The sequence below is a fragment of the Peptoniphilus stercorisuis genome (assembly GCF_017874395.1).
GTDB lineage: Bacteria > Bacillota > Clostridia > Tissierellales > Peptoniphilaceae > Anaerosphaera > Anaerosphaera stercorisuis.
Genome location: NZ_JAGGLJ010000004.1, coordinates 16264 through 37725 on the forward strand (window position 1 = coordinate 16264; position 21462 = coordinate 37725).

Sequence of the window (21462 nt, forward strand, 5' to 3'; positions counted from 1 at the left end):
TCATATAATAACATAAATTATTTACTTATTCACTTACAAAACATTTAATAAATGGTTACTATATGTTTACAATTTATTTAATACATTAATTTTATGTAAAATAAAAGAGCTCCTAAGAGCTCTTTAGTTTATTTATTTATTAAGGTCAATATTGAATAGATCTCCTATTGTGTTAAATCCGTCATCTTCATCTTCGATTTCTTCTTCAACAAATACAGGTTTTTTCTTTTCAACTTTAACTTCTTTTTTCTTTTCAACTTTAACTTCTTCTTTAACTTCTTCCTCTTCTTCTGGTTCTAAAAGAGCTTTAATTGAAAGAGAAATTTTCTTTCCTTCTTCGTCAATATCAGTAACTTTAACAGTAACTTTATCTCCAATTGCAAGTCTATCTGCTGGTTTTTCAACATGTTCTTTAGCAATTTGAGATACGTGTAGAAGTCCATCTACTCCTGATTCAAGTCTTACAAATGCACCGAAGTCAAGTAGGTTTACTACTTCTCCATCAACTACATCTCCAACTTTTACTGTGCTTACGAAGATATCCCATGGTTTTTGAGTTGTTTGTTTTAATCCAAGTGCTATTCTATTTTTGCTTTCATCAACATTAAGTACTTGAACTTTTACAGATTGACCTGGTGTAACTACATCAGATGGGTGTTTTACTCTATTCCATGACAATTCTGAAATGTGAATTAGACCATCTACTCCACCAACATCTACAAAAGCACCAAAGTTAGTAAGTCTTTGAACTGTACCTTCAATAATGTCTCCTTCATGTAGTGATTCGTAAACAGCTTTTTTCTTTGAATCTAATTCTTCAGCTTCTACATTCTTTCTTGAAAGAACAATTTTTCTCTTGCTTTTGTCAAAGTCGATGATTTCGCAAAGAAGTTCTTGTCCAACATATTTAGATAAATCTCTTTGGAATCTAACTGATGCATGAGATGCAGGAATAAATGCATTTAATCCTTCTAGATCTGCAGTAAGTCCACCTTTAACAACTGATTTAACTTTTACAGTAACTCTTTCTTTGTTGTTAAATAATTCTTCTACATCATCTAAAACTTTCATGTTTTCTACTCTCTTATAAGAAAGTACTACATTTCCTTCTCCATCATCCATTTTCATAACATAAACTTGGATTTCATCTCCAGGTTGGAAAAGATCAGTTGTTTTTACACTTGGATCACTTGATAGTTCTTCTTTAGCAATAATACCATCAGCTCTATAACCGATATTTACCATTACTTCGCTAGGGTTTACAAAAAGAACCTCACCATTAACAACTTCGCCTCTTCTAACTCTTTTAAAAGATTGCTCAATTGCCTCCATCATCATTTCATTGTTGTCAAAATTTTCCATACTACTAACAGCCTCCTTGATTACCGAACTAGGTGTGGACGCACCTGCGGTAATACCTATTTTATTAAATTTTTTTAAATAGCTATATTCAATGTCTTTTATCGACTCTATTAAATATACATTTTCACAGTGCATTTTAGCAACTTCTGCAAGTTTTTTAGTATTAGAGCTATTTTTTCCTCCAAGTACTATCATTGCCTCAACTTTTTTAGAAAGTTCTTCTGTACTTTGTTGCCTATTTTTAGTTGCACTACATATAGTATTATAAACCAAAACCTCCCCTTTTGGAATGGTTTTTATTAGATTTATTAGCTTTTTATATTTTTTTTGATTATTTGTCGTTTGTGAGACTACAACTATGTTTTCTTTTGGTAAATTTACTAAATCTTCTTCCGTTTCTATAATAGTTGCACTGTCTTCACAGTAAGAATTTATCCCAATAACTTCAGGATGATCTTTATTTCCTAGAATAACTATATTCTTATTGTCTTCATAATGTTTTTTTACAATATCATATATCATTGTAACTTTTGGACAAACACAATCTACAATTTCATTATTATTATCTTTTAATTCCTCTAAAATGCTCTTATGAACTCCATGAGATCTTATTATAACTTTACTGTCTTTAATTCCCTTTATATCATCAATTTTAATGACACCTTTTTCTTTTAGTTCTGATACAACTCTAGGATTATGAACTAAATCTCCAAGACAATAAACTCCCTTATCAGCATTATCAAAAGCAAGTTTAACAGCTCTTTTAACACCACCACAAAATCCCGCATTTTCAGCTAAATAAATTTCTATATTAATCACCTATTTCATAAATAGTTTTTAAAATATTTTGTGAAATCACTTCATATTGTTCTGTACTTTGTTTTGGAAGTTCTTTTAAATCAATTGGATCTCTAAATACAAGTTTCATTTTTCTAAAAATTCTATAGTCCCCATCAATATATACTGGAACTATTGTAGATTTTGTCCTATGAGCAATAAGTGAAACACCAGCTTTTGCATTAGTATAATCAACTTCTTTTACTCGAGTTCCCTCAGGAAAAATCCCAACAATGTTATTTTCTTTTAATAATCTCATTGCTGTTTTCATAGCTTTTATATCTGCAGAATCTCTATCTATAAAAAAAGCACCTAGTCTTTCTAAAAATCCCTTAACTAAAAAGTTTTTTGAAAGTTCCTTTTTTGCCATCCAATGAATTTGTTTTTTAAAATTTGCCGATATGAAAATTGGATCTAGATTTGATTTATGATTAGCACAAATAATAATTCTTTCGTCTTTTGGAACTTTTTCAATTCCAATTACCTCTGTTCTATAAAGAACTTTAAATACTATAAAAAATATACCTTGAAATACCTTGTATAGCATTATTCACCTCTAATATATTTTAACATAAGCTCTATGTTGTCTTCTAAATTCAGATTACTATTATCTATTAAAATAGCATCACTTGCCTTAACTAATGGAGAGTTTTTTCTATGAGTATCATTGTAATCTCTTTTTACAATATCTTCTCTTAATTCTTCAATATCTGATTTTATTCCTCTTTCAAGATTTTGTTTATATCGTCTATTTACACGAGAATCAATAGAAGCAGTTAAAAAGAATTTGTATTTTGCATCTTTTAATACAACAGTACCAATATCTCTACCTTCCATAACTACAGGTTTTTTACTAGCAATATTTTGTTGAATACTTACAAGCATCTCTCTTACAAAATCAAGCTTTGAAATGTCTGATGCAAGTTTTGAAATTTCTTCAGTTCTTATTTTATCAGAAACATCTACATCATCTAAAAATATCCTATCTTCATTAAAATCAATATTTATAGATTTAAGTGCATGTTTTAATTTTTCTTCTGTGTCTAAATTTTCTTCTTTGGCCTTTAAAGCAATGGCTCTATACATAGCACCTGTATCAACATAAGAAATATTAAGTTCCTTAGCTAATAACTTTGCAATTGTACTTTTTCCACTTCCAGCAGGACCATCAATTGCTACTGAATACATTTTTCCTCCACTATAAAAAAAGACCACCAGCCAGTGATCTTAACTCATTTCTATTTTTTAATCATAGTTATAGCCTTCTTTAAGAAACACTCTTACTTCTCATTATTATAACTTAATATACTAAAAAGAACAAGTTTAATCTTAACTATAAAGAAGCACTACTACCTGCAATATAGCCTGTGGAGTTTGCTATTTGAATATTAAAACCTCCTGTAAAGGCATCAATATCTAAAACTTCACCACAAAAATAAAGCCCTTTTACTTTTTTTGATTCCATAGTTGATGGATCTATTTCTCTTACACTTACTCCACCACTTGTTACTATACCTGCATTTATATCTAAAAGACCTGCATAATTTAATGGAAAATCCTTTAAAGTATTTACAAGACTTAGTCTTTCTTCCTTTGTAATTTGATTAACTGCTTTTTTATCATCAATATTTGATAATTCTATTACAATTGGAATTAATTTTTTAGGTAGTAAATCAAATAAAGCATTTTTTATTTCTTTATTTTTATATTTTTCAAAGTCTTTTAAAATTCTATTTTCTAAAGTATCTTTACTTATAGCTGGTTTTAAATCAATAGTAATTTTAATATTTTTCATTCTATTAATAATACTTGATGACCTTAATACAATAGGGCCCGTTATTCCAAAGTGAGAAAATAACATTTCTCCAAATTCTTCATGATATAGCTTTTTATTTCTATATACTTTTAAACTTACATTTTTAAGAGACAAACCTTGAAGTTCTTCTAAAAAATCATCTCTTAATCTAATTGGAACAAGTGCTGGAATTTGATTTTCAACTTTTAAATCAAAATCTTTTGCAAATTTATATCCATCTCCTGTTGATCCTGTTGATGAATAAGATACTCCTCCAGTTGCAACAATTACACTGTCACATTCTATAAAACCCTTAGATGTATCTATTACAAAAAATCCTTCTTTTTTCTTTATACTTTTTACTTCTGTATTTAATTTGATTTTAACATTTTCTTCTTTTAACATTTTTTCATATGTTGCAATTACATCTGATGATTTGTCAGATTTTGGAAAAACTCTATTTCCTCTTTCTTCCTTTAATTTTAGTCCATAGGACTCAAATAACTTCATAGTTTCAACATTAGAAAAAGAATATAAAGCTGAGTAGAGAAACTTTTCATTTCTTGGAATTTCATCAAAAAACTCTGAAATATCCTTAGAATTTGTTAAGTTACATCTACCTTTTCCAGTTATAAAAAGTTTTTTACCTAATTTTTCATTTTTATCAATTAATATTGTTTCTGCACCATTTTTTGAGCTAAAAAAAGCAGCCAACATACCTGCAGGCCCTGCTCCTATAACTGCTACTTTTTTCATATTAGCACCTCTTTGCTACTAAATAAACTATTGGAGGAGTATTCACTTGATTAAAAAATTCTCTTTTTTCAACTAAAAATTTATGTTGATCAATATTTTTCAAAAATTTCTCAAGACTACTTCTCTCTTCAAAAGATCCCTCATGACCTAAATATGAAACTACTATTAATACACCTGTATCTGATAATAGTTCTAAAGATTTTTCTATTGCAGAAATTGTTGAATTTGCCTTAGTTACAATTTTTTTATTTGCTCTTGGTAAATATCCTAAATTAAAAATAACAAGTTCAACTTCATCTTTAATATACTTATCTAAATTATCATGAGAATCTTTAATTAATTTATAATTTGTATAATTATGTTTATTTAGTAATTTCTCACTATTTTCTATTGCAATATCTTGAATGTCAAATCCATATAAAAATCCATCTTCTCCTAAATGAGATAGAAGTTTTAAGCTATCATTTCCATTTCCAAGAGTTGCATCTATACATTTTTTTCCATTTAAATTTGCATTTTCTATAATTTCATTTACTATTTCATAATATTTACTATTTACAAGTCTCATTTTAAACTCTTTAAGTATTTCACTTCTTCCTTATTTAAAAATCTATAATTTCCAATTTCAAGTCCACCAAGTTCAATTTCTCCTACTGAAATTCTCTTTAGTTTTTTAACAGGATGATTTATTCTATCAAACATTATTTTTACTTGATGATTTCTACCTTCATGAATTGTAACTTTTATAATTGAATCATTTTCAAAGTTTTTTAATATACTTACCTCTGCTGGAGCAAAAGTTTCACGTCCTACTTTTATTCCATTTCTCAATATTTGAAGTTCTCTTTTATTTGGAGTTCCATCAACTGTTGCAATATAAGTTTTTTTAATTTCTTTGCTTGGATGCATTAGTTTATTTGTAATATCTCCATCATCTGTAAGCAAAATAAGTCCTGTTGTATCTATATCAAGTCTTCCTACTGGATATATTCTTCTATCTGTTTCAATTAAATCTACTACAGTTTTTCTATCTTTTTCATCACTTACAGTAGATACTATTCCTAGAGGTTTATTAAGCATTACATAGATAGAGTCTTTTACAAGTGTAAGTCTTCTTCCATCAAGATAAACCCTATCTTTATATTCATCTACTTTAAATCCAAGTTCTGTTACTATATTATTATTTACTTTTACTCTACCTTCTAAAATCATCTCTTCAGATTTTCTTCTAGAAGCTGCTCCTGCATGAGCCATATATTTTTGTAATCTCATATTTCCTCCAAAAAAGTCATTTTAATTTGTTTATCTTCTTCAAGTTCTGGCAATTCAGATATTGAAGATAAACCAAATTTTTTTAAAAATTCATCAGTTGTACCATATATATTTGGCCTTCCAATTCGATCTAGTGTACCTGTTATTTCTACTAAATTATAATCTTGAAGTGCTTTTATTGTACCATCACATTTTACACCTCTTATACTTTCAATTTCAATTTTTGTAACAGGTTGTTTGTATGCAATTATTGCAAGTGTTTCAAGAACTGCATTTGAAAGATTCTTTTTATTTTTAGTACTTACAAATTCACTAATATAATTATAATTTTCAGGTTTTGTACTTAGTTGAAATGTATCATTTACCCTTACAAGTCTAAGCCCTCTACTGTCTTTATTATAATCTTCTTCCATTTCAAATAAAATGTCTATAATTTTTTCTTTTGAAACAGAAAATACCTTTATTAAGTCTTTTATATCTACTGGATCTCCCCATGCAAATAAAATCCCTTCAATAATGGATTTAATTTTTAAATCATTCAAAGGAATTCTCCTCTCTTATTAATAATTTTATGTCTTGATAATCATCTTCTTGATATGCCTTAATATATCCAACTTTAACAAGTTCTAATACTGATAAAAAAAATGATATTATTTCTTCAATTATTGGACTCTCACTAAGTAAATCTGTAAATAATATTTTACCAGTTTTCCCAATTTTATTTTTTAAAACTGAGGTTGCTTCTTCTATTGAAAAACTTTCTTGTTTTATTTCTGCTATTATATTTTCACTTTTAAGTTTATTTATTATATTTTTAAAAGATTTAGCAAGACTATTAACATCACAATTTTTTAATAAATCTATATCATCAATATTTGTAAAATCCTCTTGTAATTTGTAAAAAGCCTTAGCTTCATAATTGTGAGATTCTTTTAAAATTTCTGATATATCTTTATATTTTTCATATTCTAGTATTTTTTGAACCAAACTATCTCTTGGATCTTCCTCATCATCTTCTTCCTCTTCACTTATTTTTATTTTTGGAAGAAGCATTTTTGATTTAATCTCTATAAGAGTTGAGGCCATTAAAATAAATTCACTAGTTAATTCTAAATTTATCTTATTAGCCTCTTTAATATACTCTAAAAATTGTTCTGTTATTATATGAATTGGTATATCATAAATATCAATTTCATTTTTTTTAATTAAGTCTATTAATAGATCCATTGGACCTTCATATATTTTTAAATTTACCCTATATTCCATATTACAAATGCTCCAAATGATAAAACTATTTCTCTAATTTTAAGAATAATTGGTGCTATTATCTTATTTATTCCTCCAGAAAAAACTAATAATACTAATACAAAATAAAAGTATTTTTCATATTTATAAAAAATATACTCCACCTTACTTGGAAGTAAACTTGCAATAACTTTAGATCCATCAAGTGGTGGTAGTGGTACAAGGTTAAATACACCTAGCATAATATTATACCAAAGTATTTCATTAAATAAATATACTACTTCATAAGATTTTAAATATGCATACATAAATGGTATTGAAAATATAAAAGCTTGTAAAAAATTAACAAATACCCCTGCAAGAGATACTATAATTGTTCCAACTTTTCTATTTCCCTTAAATTTAGATGGATTTATAGGAACAGCTTTTGCCCAACCTATTCTAAAGACAATCATAGATAAAAGTCCCACAGGATCTATATGATGCAGTGGATTTAAAGAAAGTCTTCCATCTGTTTTTGCAGTATCATCCCCTAAGAGATAAGCCGCATATCCATGGGCTATCTCATGAGGGATAATTGCAACTAAAAGAGCTATTGCTGTATATATATATCCTCTTATTTCTAAAGAGTTCACTAGTCAATCTCCTCTATGATTAGTTTATAAGGCTCTTCATTTTTTTCTCCGATTATATAAGAATTTTGAATCATTTTTTTAACTTTTTCAATTTCTGATTCTTTTTCTGTATAAATAGTTGCAAGTAAATCGCCTTTTTTAACAAAATCATCTATTTTTTTATTTAAAATAATTCCTGCTCCTAAATCAAGAATAGAATCTTTAGTTTCTCTTCCTGCTCCTAAGTCCTTAGAAGCCTCTCCAATTCCTAAAGCATCTATTTTTTGAACATATCCTTCTTCTAAAGAATATACTTCTTCTTTTATTGAAGATAATTTAAATTTAGAAGTATCATCTACATAAGATGTATCTCCACCTTGTAATTTTACAAATTCTTTAAATTTATTTAGAGCTTCTTTATTTTTAATTTTTTCTTCTAATAATTCTCTTGCTTCTTTTTCACTACTTGCTATTTTTCCAAGTACTAATAATTTAGATCCAAGCACTAGACAAAGCTCTGTTAAATCTTCAGGGCCTTCTCCTTTTAAAGTATCTATTGCCTCAATTACTTCAAGAGAATTTCCTACTGCAAATCCAAGTGGTTCATCCATATTTGTAATAAGAGCAACTGTTCTTCTTCCAAATTTATGTCCAAGTTCTACCATCATTTTTGATAATTCTTCTGCTGATTCTACATCTTTCATAAATGCACCAGATCCAACTTTAACATCAAGTATTAAAGCATCTGCTCCAACAGCTATTTTTTTAGACATAATAGAACTAGAAATTAATGATGGATTATTTACTGTTGCTGTTGTATCTCTAAGTGCATAGATTTTTTTATCAGCTGGTGTTACATCGCCAGTTTGTCCAGTAATTGCCATTTTAATTCCATTTGTATTTTTAATAAATTCATCAATTGATAGATTTATATTCATTCCTGGAATTGACTCAAGCTTATCTAATGTGCCTCCAGTATGTCCAAGGCCTCTTCCACTCATTTTCGCAAAAGGAACGCCACAAGCAGCTACTAAAGGTCCTAGTACTAAAGATGTTGTATCTCCTACACCACCTGTTGAGTGCTTATCTACTTTTATTCCATCTATTTTTGACAAATCTATTGTATCTCCTGAATGAAGCATAGCATTTGTCAAATTATAAGTTTCATCAATATTTAATCCTCTAATACAAATTGCCATTAATAGAGCTGACATTTGATAATCTGGAATTATATTTTTTGTATATCCTTCTACTACAAAATCTATTTCCTCTTTAGTAAGTTCTAAAGAGTTTTTCTTTTTTTCAATAATGTCATAAATATTCATTACATCACCTTGATTGTTTCTTTTACATATTTTGCAAAATCATCTTTTATTCTATCTGAAACTGCTATTACTTCCTTATGATCAAGTGGTTGATCTAATATTCCTGAAGCCATATTTGTAATACAAGAAAATCCTAGTACTTTTACTCCTCTATGTCTTGCAATAATTACCTCTGGAACTGTACTCATTCCAACAGAATCTGCTCCAAGAATTCTTGCAAGTTTAACTTCTGATGGTGTTTCATAACATGGTCCTGTAAACCACATATAAACTCCTTCTTTAACATCAAGACCTACTTCTTTTGCAACATTTTTTGCAATTTTTCTTAAATCTTTAGAATATGCTTCAGTCATATCTAAAAATCTTGGTCCCTTATCATCTTCATTAGGTCCTATTAGTGGATTTGTTGAAGCGAAATTTATATGATCATTTATTATCATAATATCTCCTGGAGTAAATTCTTCATTAACTCCGCCAGCAGCATTTGTCACGACTAAAGTTTTAATACCAAGTTCACATAATACCTTTGTAGGATATACAGTTTTATCTATTCCTTGTCCTTCATAAAAGTGAATTCTACCTTTCATAGCAACAACTTTTTTACCTTCAAGATCTCCAAATATTAATTTACCTGAATGTCCTACTACTGTTGATTGTGGAAATCCTGGAATATCTGCATAGTCAATTTCAATACTATTATTAATATTATCTGCAAAATCTCCAAGTCCTGATCCTAAAATAATACCTACTTCTGGTTCATAATTGATTTTTGTTTTTATATATTCTACTGATTGTTTAATATCCATAATTATTTATCTCCTCTTAATCTTTTATACATTAATATACCAACTATAGTTTTGGCATCCATAATCTCGCCTACTTCTATCATCTTAACAGCCTTATCTAAAGGTACTTTTATACATTCTATAAACTCATCTTCATCTAAATCTTGACTACTTTCTTCAATTTCATCTGCAAAAAATATATACATTTTCTCAGTACAAAATCCTGGTGTTGAATAAAACTCAGTAATATATTCTAAATCTTTAGCAATATATCCAGTTTCTTCTTTTAATTCTCTTAAAGCACCTTCTTTAGGATTTTCACCAATCTCTAAGGACCCTGCTGGAATTTCTAATAGACTTTTTTCCACAGGCTTTCTATATTGTTTTACTAATAAAATATTATTATCTTCATCAGCTGCAACAACTGCTACTGCAGGATCATGTTCAACTACTTCTCTTTTAGAATATTTTTTATCAGGTAGCTCAACTGTATCTACCCTTAGTGAAAGTATCTTTCCATCAAATACCTTTTCAGATTTCATAGTTCTTTCTATTTGTTCCATAATTTCTCCTTTATTTTAGTAGCATTTCCCTAGCTGCTTTTAATGCTGTTTCTGTAATGTCATAGCCACCAATTAGCCTTGCAAGTTCTTCAACTTTTCTATTTTCATTTAGCTTTTCAATATTAGATGTTGTATGATTTTCTTTTTCTTCTTTCTCAATTAAATAATGTGCATCTGCTAAAGATACTATTTGAGGAAGATGGGATATTGCTATTATTTGTCTATCTTCAGATAGTTTTTTTATTTTGTTGCCAACAATTTGAGCAGTTTTTCCACTAATTCCTGTGTCAATTTCGTCAAATATAAGTGTTGGTATATTGTCTTTTTTTGCTATAATACTTTTAAAACCTAACATTATCCTACTCATCTCTCCACCTGAGGCAGTTTTTGATAATGGTTTAAAATCTTCTCCTAAGTTTGTAGATATCATAAATTCTATATGATCTATTCCATCAACTGAAAGATTTTTTTCTTTTATTTCAACTTTAAATCTAGCATTTTCTATATTTAACTCTCTAAGTTCATTTTTTACATTTTCCTCTAGATAATCAGATATTTCTCTTCTTTGCTTTTGAATTTTTATAGCTAAATCTAAAGATTCTTTTCTATTTATATTTATTTTGTCTTCTAATTTTTTAAGTTCTTGATCAAAATTTTCTAAAAAATTTAATCTATCTTTTATTTGTAGTAGATATTTTTCAATATCATTAATTGTATTTCCGTATTTTTTCTTTAAATTATTTATTGTATTTACTCTATTTTCTAAAAAAGATAATTTTTCTTCATTATAATCTAGACTATTTATATAGTGCTCAATATTAGATAAAATTGAACTTATAGAATATCTAATATTTTCTAATTCTTCATAATCACTTTTTAAAGTATCATCATATTTTATAGACATAGAAATATTAGAAATAACATTGTCTAAAGCATCTTCTATATTAAATGAATCATAATTACTTCTCATAAGTTCTATAGATTCATATAAATCTTTTGAAATTGATGAAATATTTAATAATTTTTTATATTCTCTTTCAGTTTCACTATCATCTTCTTCAGTAAGAGATGCATTTTCAATTTCTTCTATTTGATACTTTAATAAATCAATTTCTCTTTCTTTATCTTTTTCATGAAGAGACTTTTCATCATATTCCTTCTCTAGCTTATGTAAACAATCAATTGATTCTTTTAATTTTTCTAAATTATTCAAATGATTTTTATCACCAAAGCTATCTATTAAATCCTTTTGATTATTTGAATTCATTAAAGATACATTTTCATGTTGTGCAAATACATCTATTAATTTATTAGTTATTTTAGAAAGAGTATTTGTTGTAATAGTTCTTCCATTTATTTTAGTAATACTAGGTCTATCTTTTTTTATTTCCTTAGATATTACTATTAACTCCTCTAAAACAAGTCCATATTCCTTTAAAATATCTGCAAACTCATTATTATAATTACTAAATACAGCTTCAATATATGCATAATCTTTTCCAGTTTTAATTATATCTTTACTAGCTCTTTGACCAAGCACAATTGATAAAGCATCTATAATTATAGATTTACCAGAACCTGTTTCTCCAGTAATTACATTTAAGCCCTTTTCAAAATCTACCTTTAAATCTTCAATAATTGCAAAATTTTTAATATTTAACTCTAGTAACATTTAATCACCTGTTTTTCATTTCTTGAGAATCTTCAATTACCTTATTTATGTCATAGGGTAAATTTTCTTCCTTTGAATTTTCAAGTAGTATTAAAAACTCTATATTTCCAGTTGCCCCTGTTATTGGTGAGAAAGTAAGCCCTAATATTCTAAGCTCTAATTCACGGGATAAATCAATTATTTTTTCTATGACTTCTCTATGAACATTTGTATCTCTTACAATTCCCTTTTTGCCAACTTTTTCTTTTCCTGCTTCAAATTGCGGCTTTATTAAAGCAACTATTTTTCCATTTTCTTTAATAAGTTCCTTTGCCTTTGGAAGTACTAGGCTTAAAGATATAAAAGAAACATCTATGGAAATAAAATCAATTTTATCTTCTATGATTGAAGTGTCGAAATTTCTAATATTAGTTCTTTCCATTGAAACAACTTTTTCATGAACTCTTAAAGAATAATCTAACTGATTATATCCTACATCTATTGCATATACCTTTTGTGCTCCATTTAATAACATACAATGAGTAAATCCTCCAGTAGAAGCTCCAATGTCTGCACAAATTTTATCTTTTAAGTCTAAACCATAAAGTTCTATTGCCTTTTCTAATTTATACCCACCACGACTTACATATTTTAAAGAATTATCCTTAACAGTTAAGTTTACATCTTCTTTTAAAAGCTCACCTGGTTTTTCTACTCTTTGAGTTCCAATAAAGACACTGCCACTCATTATAAGTCTTTTTGCTTTTTCTCTAGAGCTTACAAGATTTTTTTTAACTAGTAATTGATCTGCTCTAACTTTATTCATCTTAATTTCCCCTATTCATAAGTAGCCAAGCTAATTTTTTTATTTCTGTTGTGTCATAATCACTAAGAGAATCTAATTCATTTTGAGCTCTATTAGTTAAAGATTCTATTCTATTTTCTAATTCTTCAACAGTTTTAAATTTAAGCATTGTATTTCTATCTTCTTCTAAATCCTCTTCTTTATCTAAAATATCATCTCTAATTTGATATGCTATTCCTATACAATTTGAGAATTCTTCTAATATAGCTATCTCATCATCACTTGCACCTGCAACTATTGCAGAAGCTACTATTGAAGCTCTAATAAGTGCTGCTGTTTTAAGTTTATACATAGACTCACAAATATCTAAATTCATATCATTTGTATAAACCATATCTATTACTTGTCCACCAATCATTCCATGAACTCCTGAACATGTGAAAATATATTTTAAAGCCCGAGCTCCTCTTTTCATATCTTCAATATCAGTATAATTTTCAAGTTCTCTTGCTATTACTTCAGTTGCCATATTTAAAAGTCCATCACCTGCAAGAATTGCAATAGCTTCAGAATATACTTTATGATTTGTAGGTTTTCCTCGTCTTATATCATCATTATCCATTGCTGGAAGATCATCATGTATTAATGAGTAAGTGTGTATTAATTCTACAGCAGAAGCATAGGGAAGTACTTTTTCATAGTCTTCAGTTTTACCTATTGACATATAAGATAATATACCAAGTAATGGTCTAATTCTTTTTCCACCTGAAGAAAGAGAATATCTCATTGATTCATAGACTTTTTTTTGATATTCATCTGCTGCTGTGAAATTTTTATAAATGTAGTTATCTATTGCTGAAATAATATCATTGTAATTATCCATCTAGTTCTCCCTCTAAGAAGTCTTTTTGAACTAATTCTTCATCTTGTTCAACTAAGACTTTTACTTTTCCTTCATACTCTTTTAAAATATCATTACAATATTTGTAAAGTTTTATACCCTCTTCATACTTTTCAATTGATTCTTCTAATGAAATATTTTCATCTTCTAAATCACTTATTATATTTTCAAGTTTTTCAAAAGCACTTTCATAGCTTTCACTCATCTGTATCTCTCCTTAAAAAAACCTTATTTACTAAGGTTTCAATGTTACCATCTTCAAATATGATTCTTAAATTATCTTTTTCTTTTAATCCCTTTGCCCTTGATACTATATTATTATTTTCATCTCTTATTAAGACATTACTTTTAACTGGATTAGTTAAATTTTTTCTAGCAGTAGATAAATTCAATTTCTTAGTATTTAACATATACTTCATATTATTATCTAATAAAAACTTTAAATTTTCTAACTGCTCTTTTTCCTTATAAAAATTTTTATAAGGTTTGTTATTCATAAGTCTTTTACCTTGAAATGAAAAATTCAATAATTCATATTTATATTTGTTTTCAAAGGCTTTATTTAAATCATAAAAAGTGTTTTTAAGATTATTATTTTCTGATTTAATCTTATTGTAAAAAGATTTTCTTAAGAGTTTGTCCTTATTTATAAGATCTAATTTATAAGTATTTATAGTTGGTTTATTGTAATCTAAAAGTCTTTTTTGAAGTTTTAATAGTTCTAAATTATCTTTTATTTTTTCTTCAAGAAAATTATCTAAAATAAATTTCTTATTATCAAGTAAACTTCTTTTAGTTTCAATTTTTTTACTAACTTTTTGATTCATTCTATTAACTGACATATTAAGCGAATTAATAAGTTCACTTTTTTCCATAGTTACAATCTCTGCTGCAGCTGATGGAGTTGGCGCTCTTAAATCACTTACAAAATCACTTATTACAAAATCTATTTCATGACCTACTGCAGATATTATTGGTATATTTGATTTATATATCTCTCTTGCAAGTTCTTCATCATTAAATGCAAATAAATCCTCATATCCTCCTCCGCCTCGTCCAAGAATAATTACATCAACTGGGTTTTCATTAAAATATTTTATACCCATTTTTAATTGCTCAGATGCTTTATCACCTTGAACATTTGCAGGATAAATAATTATATTAACAGAATTATTTCTTCTTGTTAATACATTTATAATATCTCTTATTGCAGCTCCTGTCTTTGATGTTATAACTCCAACAGTTCTAGGAAAATATGGAATTTTCTTCTTATTATCTTCATCAAAAAGCCCTTCTTTAAATAAAGACTCTTTAAGCCTTAGAAACTTTTCATGTAAATCTCCAAGTCCCTTTAATTTCATTTCCCTTATATAAATATTTAAAGAAGCATCTCTTTCATATATAGAAACTGTTCCTCTTACAATTACCTTATCTCCATCTTGTGGAGAAAAATCTATATTTTTTGTATCCATATAGTAGATTATCCCATTTACTTTTGCCTTTTCATCTTTTAGAGATAAATACATATTTCCATTAGAATGATGTTTAAAATTTGAGATCTCACCTTCTACTTCTATATCACTTAAAATATAGTCCATAGAGAGATATTTCTTTATATATTTATTTAGTTCTTGAACTTTTATTGCACCCATATAACCACCATTAAACAAGAACCGAGAGCATGGTTCTTAGTATCGAATCACTATGCTCTCGTCATTTTTCTAACTGTAATGTTCTGTAAATACTTCCTAAAATTCCATTTACAAACTTAGAAGAATTGTTTCCTCCAAAATTTTTAGCTATTTCAACAGCTTCATTAATTGAAACTTCCATTGGTATATCTTTTCTAAAAAGAAATTCATATACTGCAACTCTTAAAATTTCCTTATCAACTTTTGATAATCTATTTATTGTCCATCCTTCTAAATGATCATCTATTAAAGTATCAATTTTTTCTAAACTTTCAATTAATGTTGGAATATTTTCTTTAATATATTCTATTTCATCAGTTTGAAATAATTCCATATCTTCCTGATTTTCTTTAATCTTTTCTTCACCATTATCTTCGATTTCTATATTACCAAAATTCTCAAGAAATATATCTAAATTCTCTAAAGAATAATCATTTGTAATATCCATTTGATAAAGAATTTGCATTTGTCCTTCTCTAGCTTTTTTCCTACTCATAAAAATTAAGCCCTAACCTTTTCCTTATCAACCATTGCTATTCCACTTACATGAATATTTACTTCTATAACATTTAAACTTGTCATTGTTTCAATTGCTTCTTTTACTTTTTCTTGAACTTCCTTTGAAACACTTACAATATTTTTTCCATATTCAACAGTTAAAAATAGATCTATAATAGCTTCATTTTCTCCAACACTAACCTTAACTCCCTTAGCAAGGTTCTTTACTCCAAGCATGTCAGTTACGCTTGCTTTAAGTGTTGATTGTAACTCAACAACTCCATCAATACTTTCTGCTGCTACAGCAGCTATTGTTGCAATTACATCATCAGCAATTTTTACATTTCCTTCGCCTTCTGTTATGGCATCTACTAAATATTTTTCAGACATTTCTACACCTCCGTAGTGTAACTATTATAACAAATTATGCTTTTTTATTCAATTTTATAAAAGAAAAAGCCCCTTTTAAAAGAGGCTAAATCATTTATTCTTCGTCACTATCTTCCTCACAACAGTCACACTCGCCGTCGCAATCATCATCTAGGTCATCATAGAAAAGTTCATCTTCAAAATCAAAATCATCATAATCATCGTATAAGTCAAAATCATCATATTCATCTTCATAAACATAATCTTCTAAAGAAGAAAGATCTTCTTCAATTATATCTACATATTCTTCTAAGTCTTCTTGACTTTCTTTAACTTCATCTACAAGTTCATATATTACATCTATAAGTCCTAATAAAAGTTTACCTTCCTTAGATTCTTTATCAATTTCGTATCCCTCTGCTAAACCTTGTAAATATGCTATTCTTTTAATTAAATTTTCCATGGTTACCCTCCTAATCAAGAATTAAGCTCTAGACATGTATTCTCCAGTTCTAGTATCTATTCTAATAACATCTCCAATATTTATAAATAATGGTACATTTAGTGAATATCCAGTTTCAACCTTTGCAGGTTTTGATCCACCTGATGATGTATCTCCCTTTACTCCTGGTTCTGTTTCTGTTACTTCTAATTCAACAAAGTTTTCTGGTTGAACTTTAAATGGTTTGCCTTGATATAGATTAATCATAGCTGTATCATTTTCTCTAACATAATTAAGAGCTTCTTCTACCATATCTTTTTCCATTGGAATTTGTTCATATGTTTCATTGTCCATGAAATAGTATAAAGTACCATCATTATATAAGTATTGCATTTCTTTTGTTTCAATAACTACTTTTTCAAATTTTTCAGATGGGTTGAAAGTAGTATCCTTTATTCCACCAGTAAGTACAGATCTAATTTTAGCTCTTACAAATGCTGCACCTTTACCTGGTTTAACATGTTGAAAGTCTACAACTTCGTACACATCTCCATCACTTTCAAATGTTAGTCCTTTTCTAAAATCCCCTGCTGTAATCATTCATTTACCTCCTAATTATTATATCTTACTTAATTATATCAATATAACAATACTCTATCAAGAAAAAATCTTATTTATAGTCTCTAGTTGAGATATTAAAAATCTTTGGCTTTATATATAAAGGTAAATTTCTCTGAAATAGCGAAATATAATAATCATTATATTCAACAATTATATTATTTTCAGAAGAATTAAATAAATTTACAAATAATCCATTTACTTTTAAATTATTCTTATCACTTATAATATCCCCTTTTAAATTTACTATTCCATTAACAGTAAAATCAGAAAGAAGAACTAATTCATTTATATTTAATATACCCGTCATTTCAACATCATCATCAATAATTAAATCTGAATTATTTTGATTTATTAATATAGCTTCTTGATCTCTAAATCTACAAATTAAATTATTTTCATTATTATCTACCCTATAAAGTTCATTTCTATTGCCATTTTTTTTAATATGATATTCTCCAGATTCTAAATCTATGAAAATATTATTCATATTCCAAAGTTCTTCTAAATTATTATATCCAGCTCTTAACTTTTCAATCTCCTCAGTTTTAACTGTATAATTATTTAATATACCAGACTTTTCTTTATATATATCATTTATTAAAGTTCCATAAGCAAAAACATCTTCTTCTATACTCTTATAAGAAACACTAGATCTAATCTTAAAACCATACTTATCAAACTTATTACTTTTACTAATAGATATATTATAAAAGTCTAGGTCCTTTAATATATCAAAACTTTTAATTTCTATATTTTTCTCTAAATCATCTCTTTTTCCATAATTTTCAAAAAGATATATAGATGCATCATTAAGAGCTTTTTCATCTTCCATTAAAATATTAATTAAAGACTCTGAAAAATATTTAGCCTGTATATAATCTATTTCATTTTCATAAATAAAAGTTTTTGAACTAGTATTATCTACAATACTAAAAACTATAAATATAATTATAGAAATAATTATTATAGTATTTATATAAGTAAAACCTTTAAATTTTTTCATTTTTTCGTCCTAATTGCAAAAATTCTCTTTACATAATTATCTTCATCTAAAACTATCTCAATCTCAATTATCTCCTCCTTTAAAATACATTTAACTTCTTTAATTTCATCTATTAAAATATTATTTCCTGTTTGACCAATTATTTTACTATCCTTTAAATAATCTTTATTTGAATTTTGAGATTTTCTAAACAAATTTTTATTTTCAAAAGTATAAAATGTAGCTCTTCTTTTTTCACTATTTAAATTTGTAATAAGACTAAATCCAAGGGAATTTCTATTTGTATTTTTTATAATAAAATCAGCACTTTCTATATCATCTCTAATATACTCACTTGCCAGATACATTTTATTTAAAGAATCTATTTTATTATTAGAATAATTTAAAGAATCAACACTTATATTAAATATAGATAAAAGCAATGATAATATTAATATAGATATTCCAATACTTACTACAAGTTCAATTAATGTAAAGGCCTTTATTTTTAATGATCTTTTTAAAAACAACATCTTTTCTACCTTTTCTCTTAGTTTTAACTTCAATATATTTTAAATTATTTTCTAAATCTTCAACAATAATATAAGTTTTTAAATCTTTATTATTTATAGTTTCATTTTTCATATCACCTTTATGATAAGCTTTTCCTATTGTATCTTCCATTATATTTCTTGTATAATTAATTACATAATGTTCTTTTTCAACAAACTCATCTTGCTTTAAAGAGGATATAATATTTGGCATTAAAAAAGTAAATACTATAACTATTAAAACAATTGAAAGTAGCGATTCAATTAGAAAGTATCCTTTTTTCATTTCTTAAATTCACCTTTCCCGTAATAGGCTCAATAGTTATCTTATAAAAATCATCTTTTAATATAAATACAATAGTTCCAGATCCATTAAAATCAGGTATTCCCTTCTTTGTGAAAACAACATTATTAATATTGCTCATATTACTTTTTATTAATAAGTTTGAATATTCATATTCCCTGCTAAAATTACCACAATTAATAATATACTTATTTTCATAAAACTTAACACTAGACATCTTTCTTTTAGTAGTGGCCATATTTCTAGAAACCTCTAAATTTCTTTTAATATTAGATAAATCCTTTTTAGCTTTATATACTTCTTTTTTACTAAAGCTCAGACTTAAAGCACTTAAAATAATTGAAATTATAGAAATCACTAAAATTAGCTCAATTAAAGTAAATCCTCTTTTTTTCAAATCTCCACCTTTATATCTCTAATTAACAGTTTATATTCACTTTTACTACAATTTAATGTATTATATACAAAATATATTCCCTGAAAATCTTCTACTTCCCTAAAAATTATTTTATTCCATTTGTTTTCTTCAAGTTTTATTTCAGAATAAATTTTTCTTCCATCATATATTCCAAACTCATATAAATCTTTGTCCTCTACAAATAAATCAAAGGACAACTCTTTAAAGTTTAAAATATCAGGGATTTCTAATAAAAATATATTTTCTATCTCAGAATCTAATTGTAAAAATAAATAATACATATACATATCTTCAATATAAGATATCTCACTTTTTTCTAAATTTGAAGAATATAAATCAATATCTAAAATCTTATCTTCCTCTTCTTCTACTAAATTCAAATCATTCTTTTCATTTTTTACTTTTTCATTTTTCTTTAAATTTGTACTATCTTTAATTATATTTTTAGTATCTTTAACTATTTCTTTATCTTTTATATTATTTTTCTTTTCTTTATAAAAATGATATTTTTCTAAATTCTTTTTGTCTTTATCATCTATTTTATGTATATCTAAAGAATTTTTAATCTCTTTTAAATCTATTTTACCTACAAAAAGATTTTGCTCTTTTTTCTCTAAAATCATATTATTAAATATATTTTTATTTGAAATATTTTTTATATTACTTATACTATTAGTATCTATTTCAAAAGTTAAATTTTTAAAATTAGATGGATTATCTTCTATAATATAAGGGAATTCTTCATGTAGATTTTTTAAATTATTATTATATGTATTTAAATCTAAATTTAAACTTCTTAATTTACTATTTATATTCTTTATTTTTTTAATTTTTAAAACTTTCTCTTCTACCTCTTTATTTTCTTCAGAGAGTTTAATAATTTGATTTTCAAGTTCTAAATTTTTACTTTTATTAACTTTAAATCCAAAAGAATATATAAATAATTCAAGTAATAATAATATAAATATTATTAACAATATTTTTTCTCTTTTTGTAAAACTATAATTATTAATTAAATTTTTAAAGTAATCCATTTTCATATCCTATATTAAATAAAATTTCACTAAAATAATCTCTCATTAAATTATGCATATATCTATTTGGATGTATTCCATCAAAAAATAAATCACTATAATTATTTAGTTTTTTAAATTTATTATAAAAATCTATATAGTAGAAATTTTCTTGAAAGGATTTTTCCATTATATATTTTCTATAATCAATTAATTTATTTTTAGTAGATATATAATTTAAACTACTACACCATCCATCTTGAGAACCTTCTGTAATATCTAATGGAATAGAAATTAACAAAATCAAATTATTTCTTTTAGCAAATTCTATTATTCTTTCAATATTTTTAGTTACACTTTCTAAGCTATATCCTGATAGAAAATCATTTATTCCAACATATATAAATAAAAGATTAAACCCACTTATATTTTTTAATTTTTTTATTTTTTCTAATGTTAGAAGTGATGTGTATCCATTTTCTCCAATATTTAATATTTCAATATTATTATCTTTTATATTTATAAAGGAATTTTCTCTTCCAACTCCAAATCCATTTACAATAGAATCTCCAGCTGCACATATTTTCATAAAATCACCTACTTCAAAAATATCATATAAATCTTATTTTTTCAATATTTTTAGGTATTATTAATTATTTTAC

At 26.2% G+C, this 21462-nt stretch carries 27 protein-coding genes; all 27 read right to left on the reverse strand.

Translation table 11 applies throughout. The features are described from left to right. Nucleotides 1-132 precede the first annotated feature (132 nt). Nucleotides 133-2172: a bifunctional 4-hydroxy-3-methylbut-2-enyl diphosphate reductase/30S ribosomal protein S1 gene (locus J2Z71_RS02530; RefSeq protein ID WP_210060405.1), complete on the reverse strand. Its 2040-nt coding sequence runs from the start codon at nt 2170-2172 to the stop codon at nt 133-135. 1 nt (nt 2173) lies between these two features. Continuing rightward, nucleotides 2174-2746, reverse strand: coding sequence for a lysophospholipid acyltransferase family protein (locus J2Z71_RS02535; RefSeq protein ID WP_210060287.1), 573 nt, complete (start codon nt 2744-2746; stop codon nt 2174-2176). Beyond that, entirely contained in the window at nt 2746-3387 is a 642-nt protein-coding gene (cmk, locus tag J2Z71_RS02540; RefSeq protein ID WP_210060288.1) for a (d)CMP kinase, read from the reverse strand. The genes J2Z71_RS02535 and cmk overlap by 1 nt, the downstream gene beginning before the upstream one ends. A gap of 145 nt (nt 3388-3532) precedes the next feature. Continuing rightward, nucleotides 3533-4750: a BaiN/RdsA family NAD(P)/FAD-dependent oxidoreductase gene (locus J2Z71_RS02545; protein ID WP_210060289.1), complete on the reverse strand. Its 1218-nt coding sequence runs from the start codon at nt 4748-4750 to the stop codon at nt 3533-3535. A 1-nt stretch (nt 4751) separates the two neighbouring features. After that, nucleotides 4752-5318, reverse strand: coding sequence for a tRNA 5-(aminomethyl)-2-thiouridylate-methyltransferase MnmM (mnmM, locus tag J2Z71_RS02550; protein WP_210060290.1), 567 nt, complete (start codon nt 5316-5318; stop codon nt 4752-4754). Further along, on the reverse strand, nt 5315-6022 hold the full coding sequence (locus J2Z71_RS02555; RefSeq protein ID WP_210060291.1) for a pseudouridine synthase: 708 nt from the start codon (nt 6020-6022) through the stop codon (nt 5315-5317). The genes mnmM and J2Z71_RS02555 overlap by 4 nt, the downstream gene beginning before the upstream one ends. Continuing rightward, nucleotides 6019-6564 (reverse strand): SMC-Scp complex subunit ScpB, encoded by a 546-nt coding sequence (scpB, locus tag J2Z71_RS02560; RefSeq protein WP_210060292.1) that lies wholly within the window; start codon nt 6562-6564, stop codon nt 6019-6021. Before scpB ends, J2Z71_RS02555 begins: the two co-directional genes overlap by 4 nt. Further along, the gene (locus tag J2Z71_RS02565; protein WP_210060293.1) at nt 6557-7288 is read right to left on the reverse strand and encodes a segregation and condensation protein A; all 732 of its coding nucleotides are present in this window, start codon (nt 7286-7288) and stop codon (nt 6557-6559) included. The genes scpB and J2Z71_RS02565 overlap by 8 nt, the downstream gene beginning before the upstream one ends. Beyond that, a complete protein-coding gene (locus tag J2Z71_RS02570) occupies nt 7273-7902 on the reverse strand; it encodes a site-2 protease family protein (RefSeq protein ID WP_210060294.1) in 630 nt (209 codons plus the stop codon). Before J2Z71_RS02570 ends, J2Z71_RS02565 begins: the two co-directional genes overlap by 16 nt. Further along, the gene (locus J2Z71_RS02575; RefSeq protein ID WP_210060295.1) at nt 7902-9206 is read right to left on the reverse strand and encodes a pyrimidine-nucleoside phosphorylase; all 1305 of its coding nucleotides are present in this window, start codon (nt 9204-9206) and stop codon (nt 7902-7904) included. Before J2Z71_RS02575 ends, J2Z71_RS02570 begins: the two co-directional genes overlap by 1 nt. Further along, on the reverse strand, nt 9206-10012 hold the full coding sequence (locus J2Z71_RS02580; protein WP_210060296.1) for a purine-nucleoside phosphorylase: 807 nt from the start codon (nt 10010-10012) through the stop codon (nt 9206-9208). Before J2Z71_RS02580 ends, J2Z71_RS02575 begins: the two co-directional genes overlap by 1 nt. A gap of 2 nt (nt 10013-10014) precedes the next feature. Beyond that, entirely contained in the window at nt 10015-10554 is a 540-nt protein-coding gene (locus tag J2Z71_RS02585) for an NUDIX hydrolase (protein WP_210060297.1), read from the reverse strand. A 10-nt stretch (nt 10555-10564) separates the two neighbouring features. Continuing rightward, the gene (recN, locus tag J2Z71_RS02590; RefSeq protein ID WP_210060298.1) at nt 10565-12226 is read right to left on the reverse strand and encodes a DNA repair protein RecN; all 1662 of its coding nucleotides are present in this window, start codon (nt 12224-12226) and stop codon (nt 10565-10567) included. 4 nt (nt 12227-12230) lie between these two features. Beyond that, nucleotides 12231-13031, reverse strand: a complete 801-nt coding sequence (locus J2Z71_RS02595) for a TlyA family RNA methyltransferase (RefSeq protein ID WP_210060299.1) — start codon at nt 13029-13031, stop codon at nt 12231-12233. A gap of 1 nt (nt 13032) precedes the next feature. Beyond that, complete coding sequence (locus tag J2Z71_RS02600; protein ID WP_210060300.1) at nt 13033-13893, reverse strand: polyprenyl synthetase family protein; 861 nt, start codon at nt 13891-13893, stop codon at nt 13033-13035. Next, entirely contained in the window at nt 13886-14116 is a 231-nt protein-coding gene (gene xseB / locus J2Z71_RS02605) for an exodeoxyribonuclease VII small subunit (RefSeq protein ID WP_210060301.1), read from the reverse strand. The genes J2Z71_RS02600 and xseB overlap by 8 nt, the downstream gene beginning before the upstream one ends. Further along, nucleotides 14109-15563: an exodeoxyribonuclease VII large subunit gene (gene xseA, locus J2Z71_RS02610; RefSeq protein WP_210060302.1), complete on the reverse strand. Its 1455-nt coding sequence runs from the start codon at nt 15561-15563 to the stop codon at nt 14109-14111. Before xseA ends, xseB begins: the two co-directional genes overlap by 8 nt. A gap of 61 nt (nt 15564-15624) precedes the next feature. Continuing rightward, nucleotides 15625-16098 carry a transcription antitermination factor NusB gene (nusB, locus tag J2Z71_RS02615; protein ID WP_210060303.1) on the reverse strand — a complete coding sequence of 158 codons (474 nt, stop codon included), beginning with the start codon at nt 16096-16098 and terminating at the stop codon, nt 15625-15627. 5 nt (nt 16099-16103) lie between these two features. Continuing rightward, on the reverse strand, nt 16104-16490 hold the full coding sequence (locus tag J2Z71_RS02620) for an Asp23/Gls24 family envelope stress response protein (protein WP_210060304.1): 387 nt from the start codon (nt 16488-16490) through the stop codon (nt 16104-16106). 94 nt (nt 16491-16584) lie between these two features. Then, entirely contained in the window at nt 16585-16932 is a 348-nt protein-coding gene (locus J2Z71_RS02625; RefSeq protein ID WP_210060305.1) for a CD1247 N-terminal domain-containing protein, read from the reverse strand. A gap of 21 nt (nt 16933-16953) precedes the next feature. After that, the gene (gene efp / locus J2Z71_RS02630) at nt 16954-17511 is read right to left on the reverse strand and encodes an elongation factor P (protein ID WP_210060306.1); all 558 of its coding nucleotides are present in this window, start codon (nt 17509-17511) and stop codon (nt 16954-16956) included. A 70-nt stretch (nt 17512-17581) separates the two neighbouring features. Further along, the gene (locus J2Z71_RS02635; protein WP_210060307.1) at nt 17582-18535 is read right to left on the reverse strand and encodes a hypothetical protein; all 954 of its coding nucleotides are present in this window, start codon (nt 18533-18535) and stop codon (nt 17582-17584) included. Beyond that, nucleotides 18532-19047, reverse strand: a complete 516-nt coding sequence (locus J2Z71_RS02640; protein WP_210060308.1) for a hypothetical protein — start codon at nt 19045-19047, stop codon at nt 18532-18534. The genes J2Z71_RS02635 and J2Z71_RS02640 overlap by 4 nt, the downstream gene beginning before the upstream one ends. Beyond that, nucleotides 18998-19351, reverse strand: a complete 354-nt coding sequence (locus J2Z71_RS02645; RefSeq protein WP_210060309.1) for a type II secretion system GspH family protein — start codon at nt 19349-19351, stop codon at nt 18998-19000. Before J2Z71_RS02645 ends, J2Z71_RS02640 begins: the two co-directional genes overlap by 50 nt. Next, nucleotides 19326-19766 carry a prepilin-type N-terminal cleavage/methylation domain-containing protein gene (locus J2Z71_RS02650; RefSeq protein WP_210060310.1) on the reverse strand — a complete coding sequence of 147 codons (441 nt, stop codon included), beginning with the start codon at nt 19764-19766 and terminating at the stop codon, nt 19326-19328. The genes J2Z71_RS02645 and J2Z71_RS02650 overlap by 26 nt, the downstream gene beginning before the upstream one ends. Further along, nucleotides 19763-20821, reverse strand: coding sequence for a hypothetical protein (locus J2Z71_RS02655; RefSeq protein WP_210060311.1), 1059 nt, complete (start codon nt 20819-20821; stop codon nt 19763-19765). Before J2Z71_RS02655 ends, J2Z71_RS02650 begins: the two co-directional genes overlap by 4 nt. Further along, on the reverse strand, nt 20808-21389 hold the full coding sequence (locus tag J2Z71_RS02660; protein ID WP_210060312.1) for an SGNH/GDSL hydrolase family protein: 582 nt from the start codon (nt 21387-21389) through the stop codon (nt 20808-20810). The genes J2Z71_RS02655 and J2Z71_RS02660 overlap by 14 nt, the downstream gene beginning before the upstream one ends. Between the last annotated feature and the right edge of the window lie 73 nt (nt 21390-21462).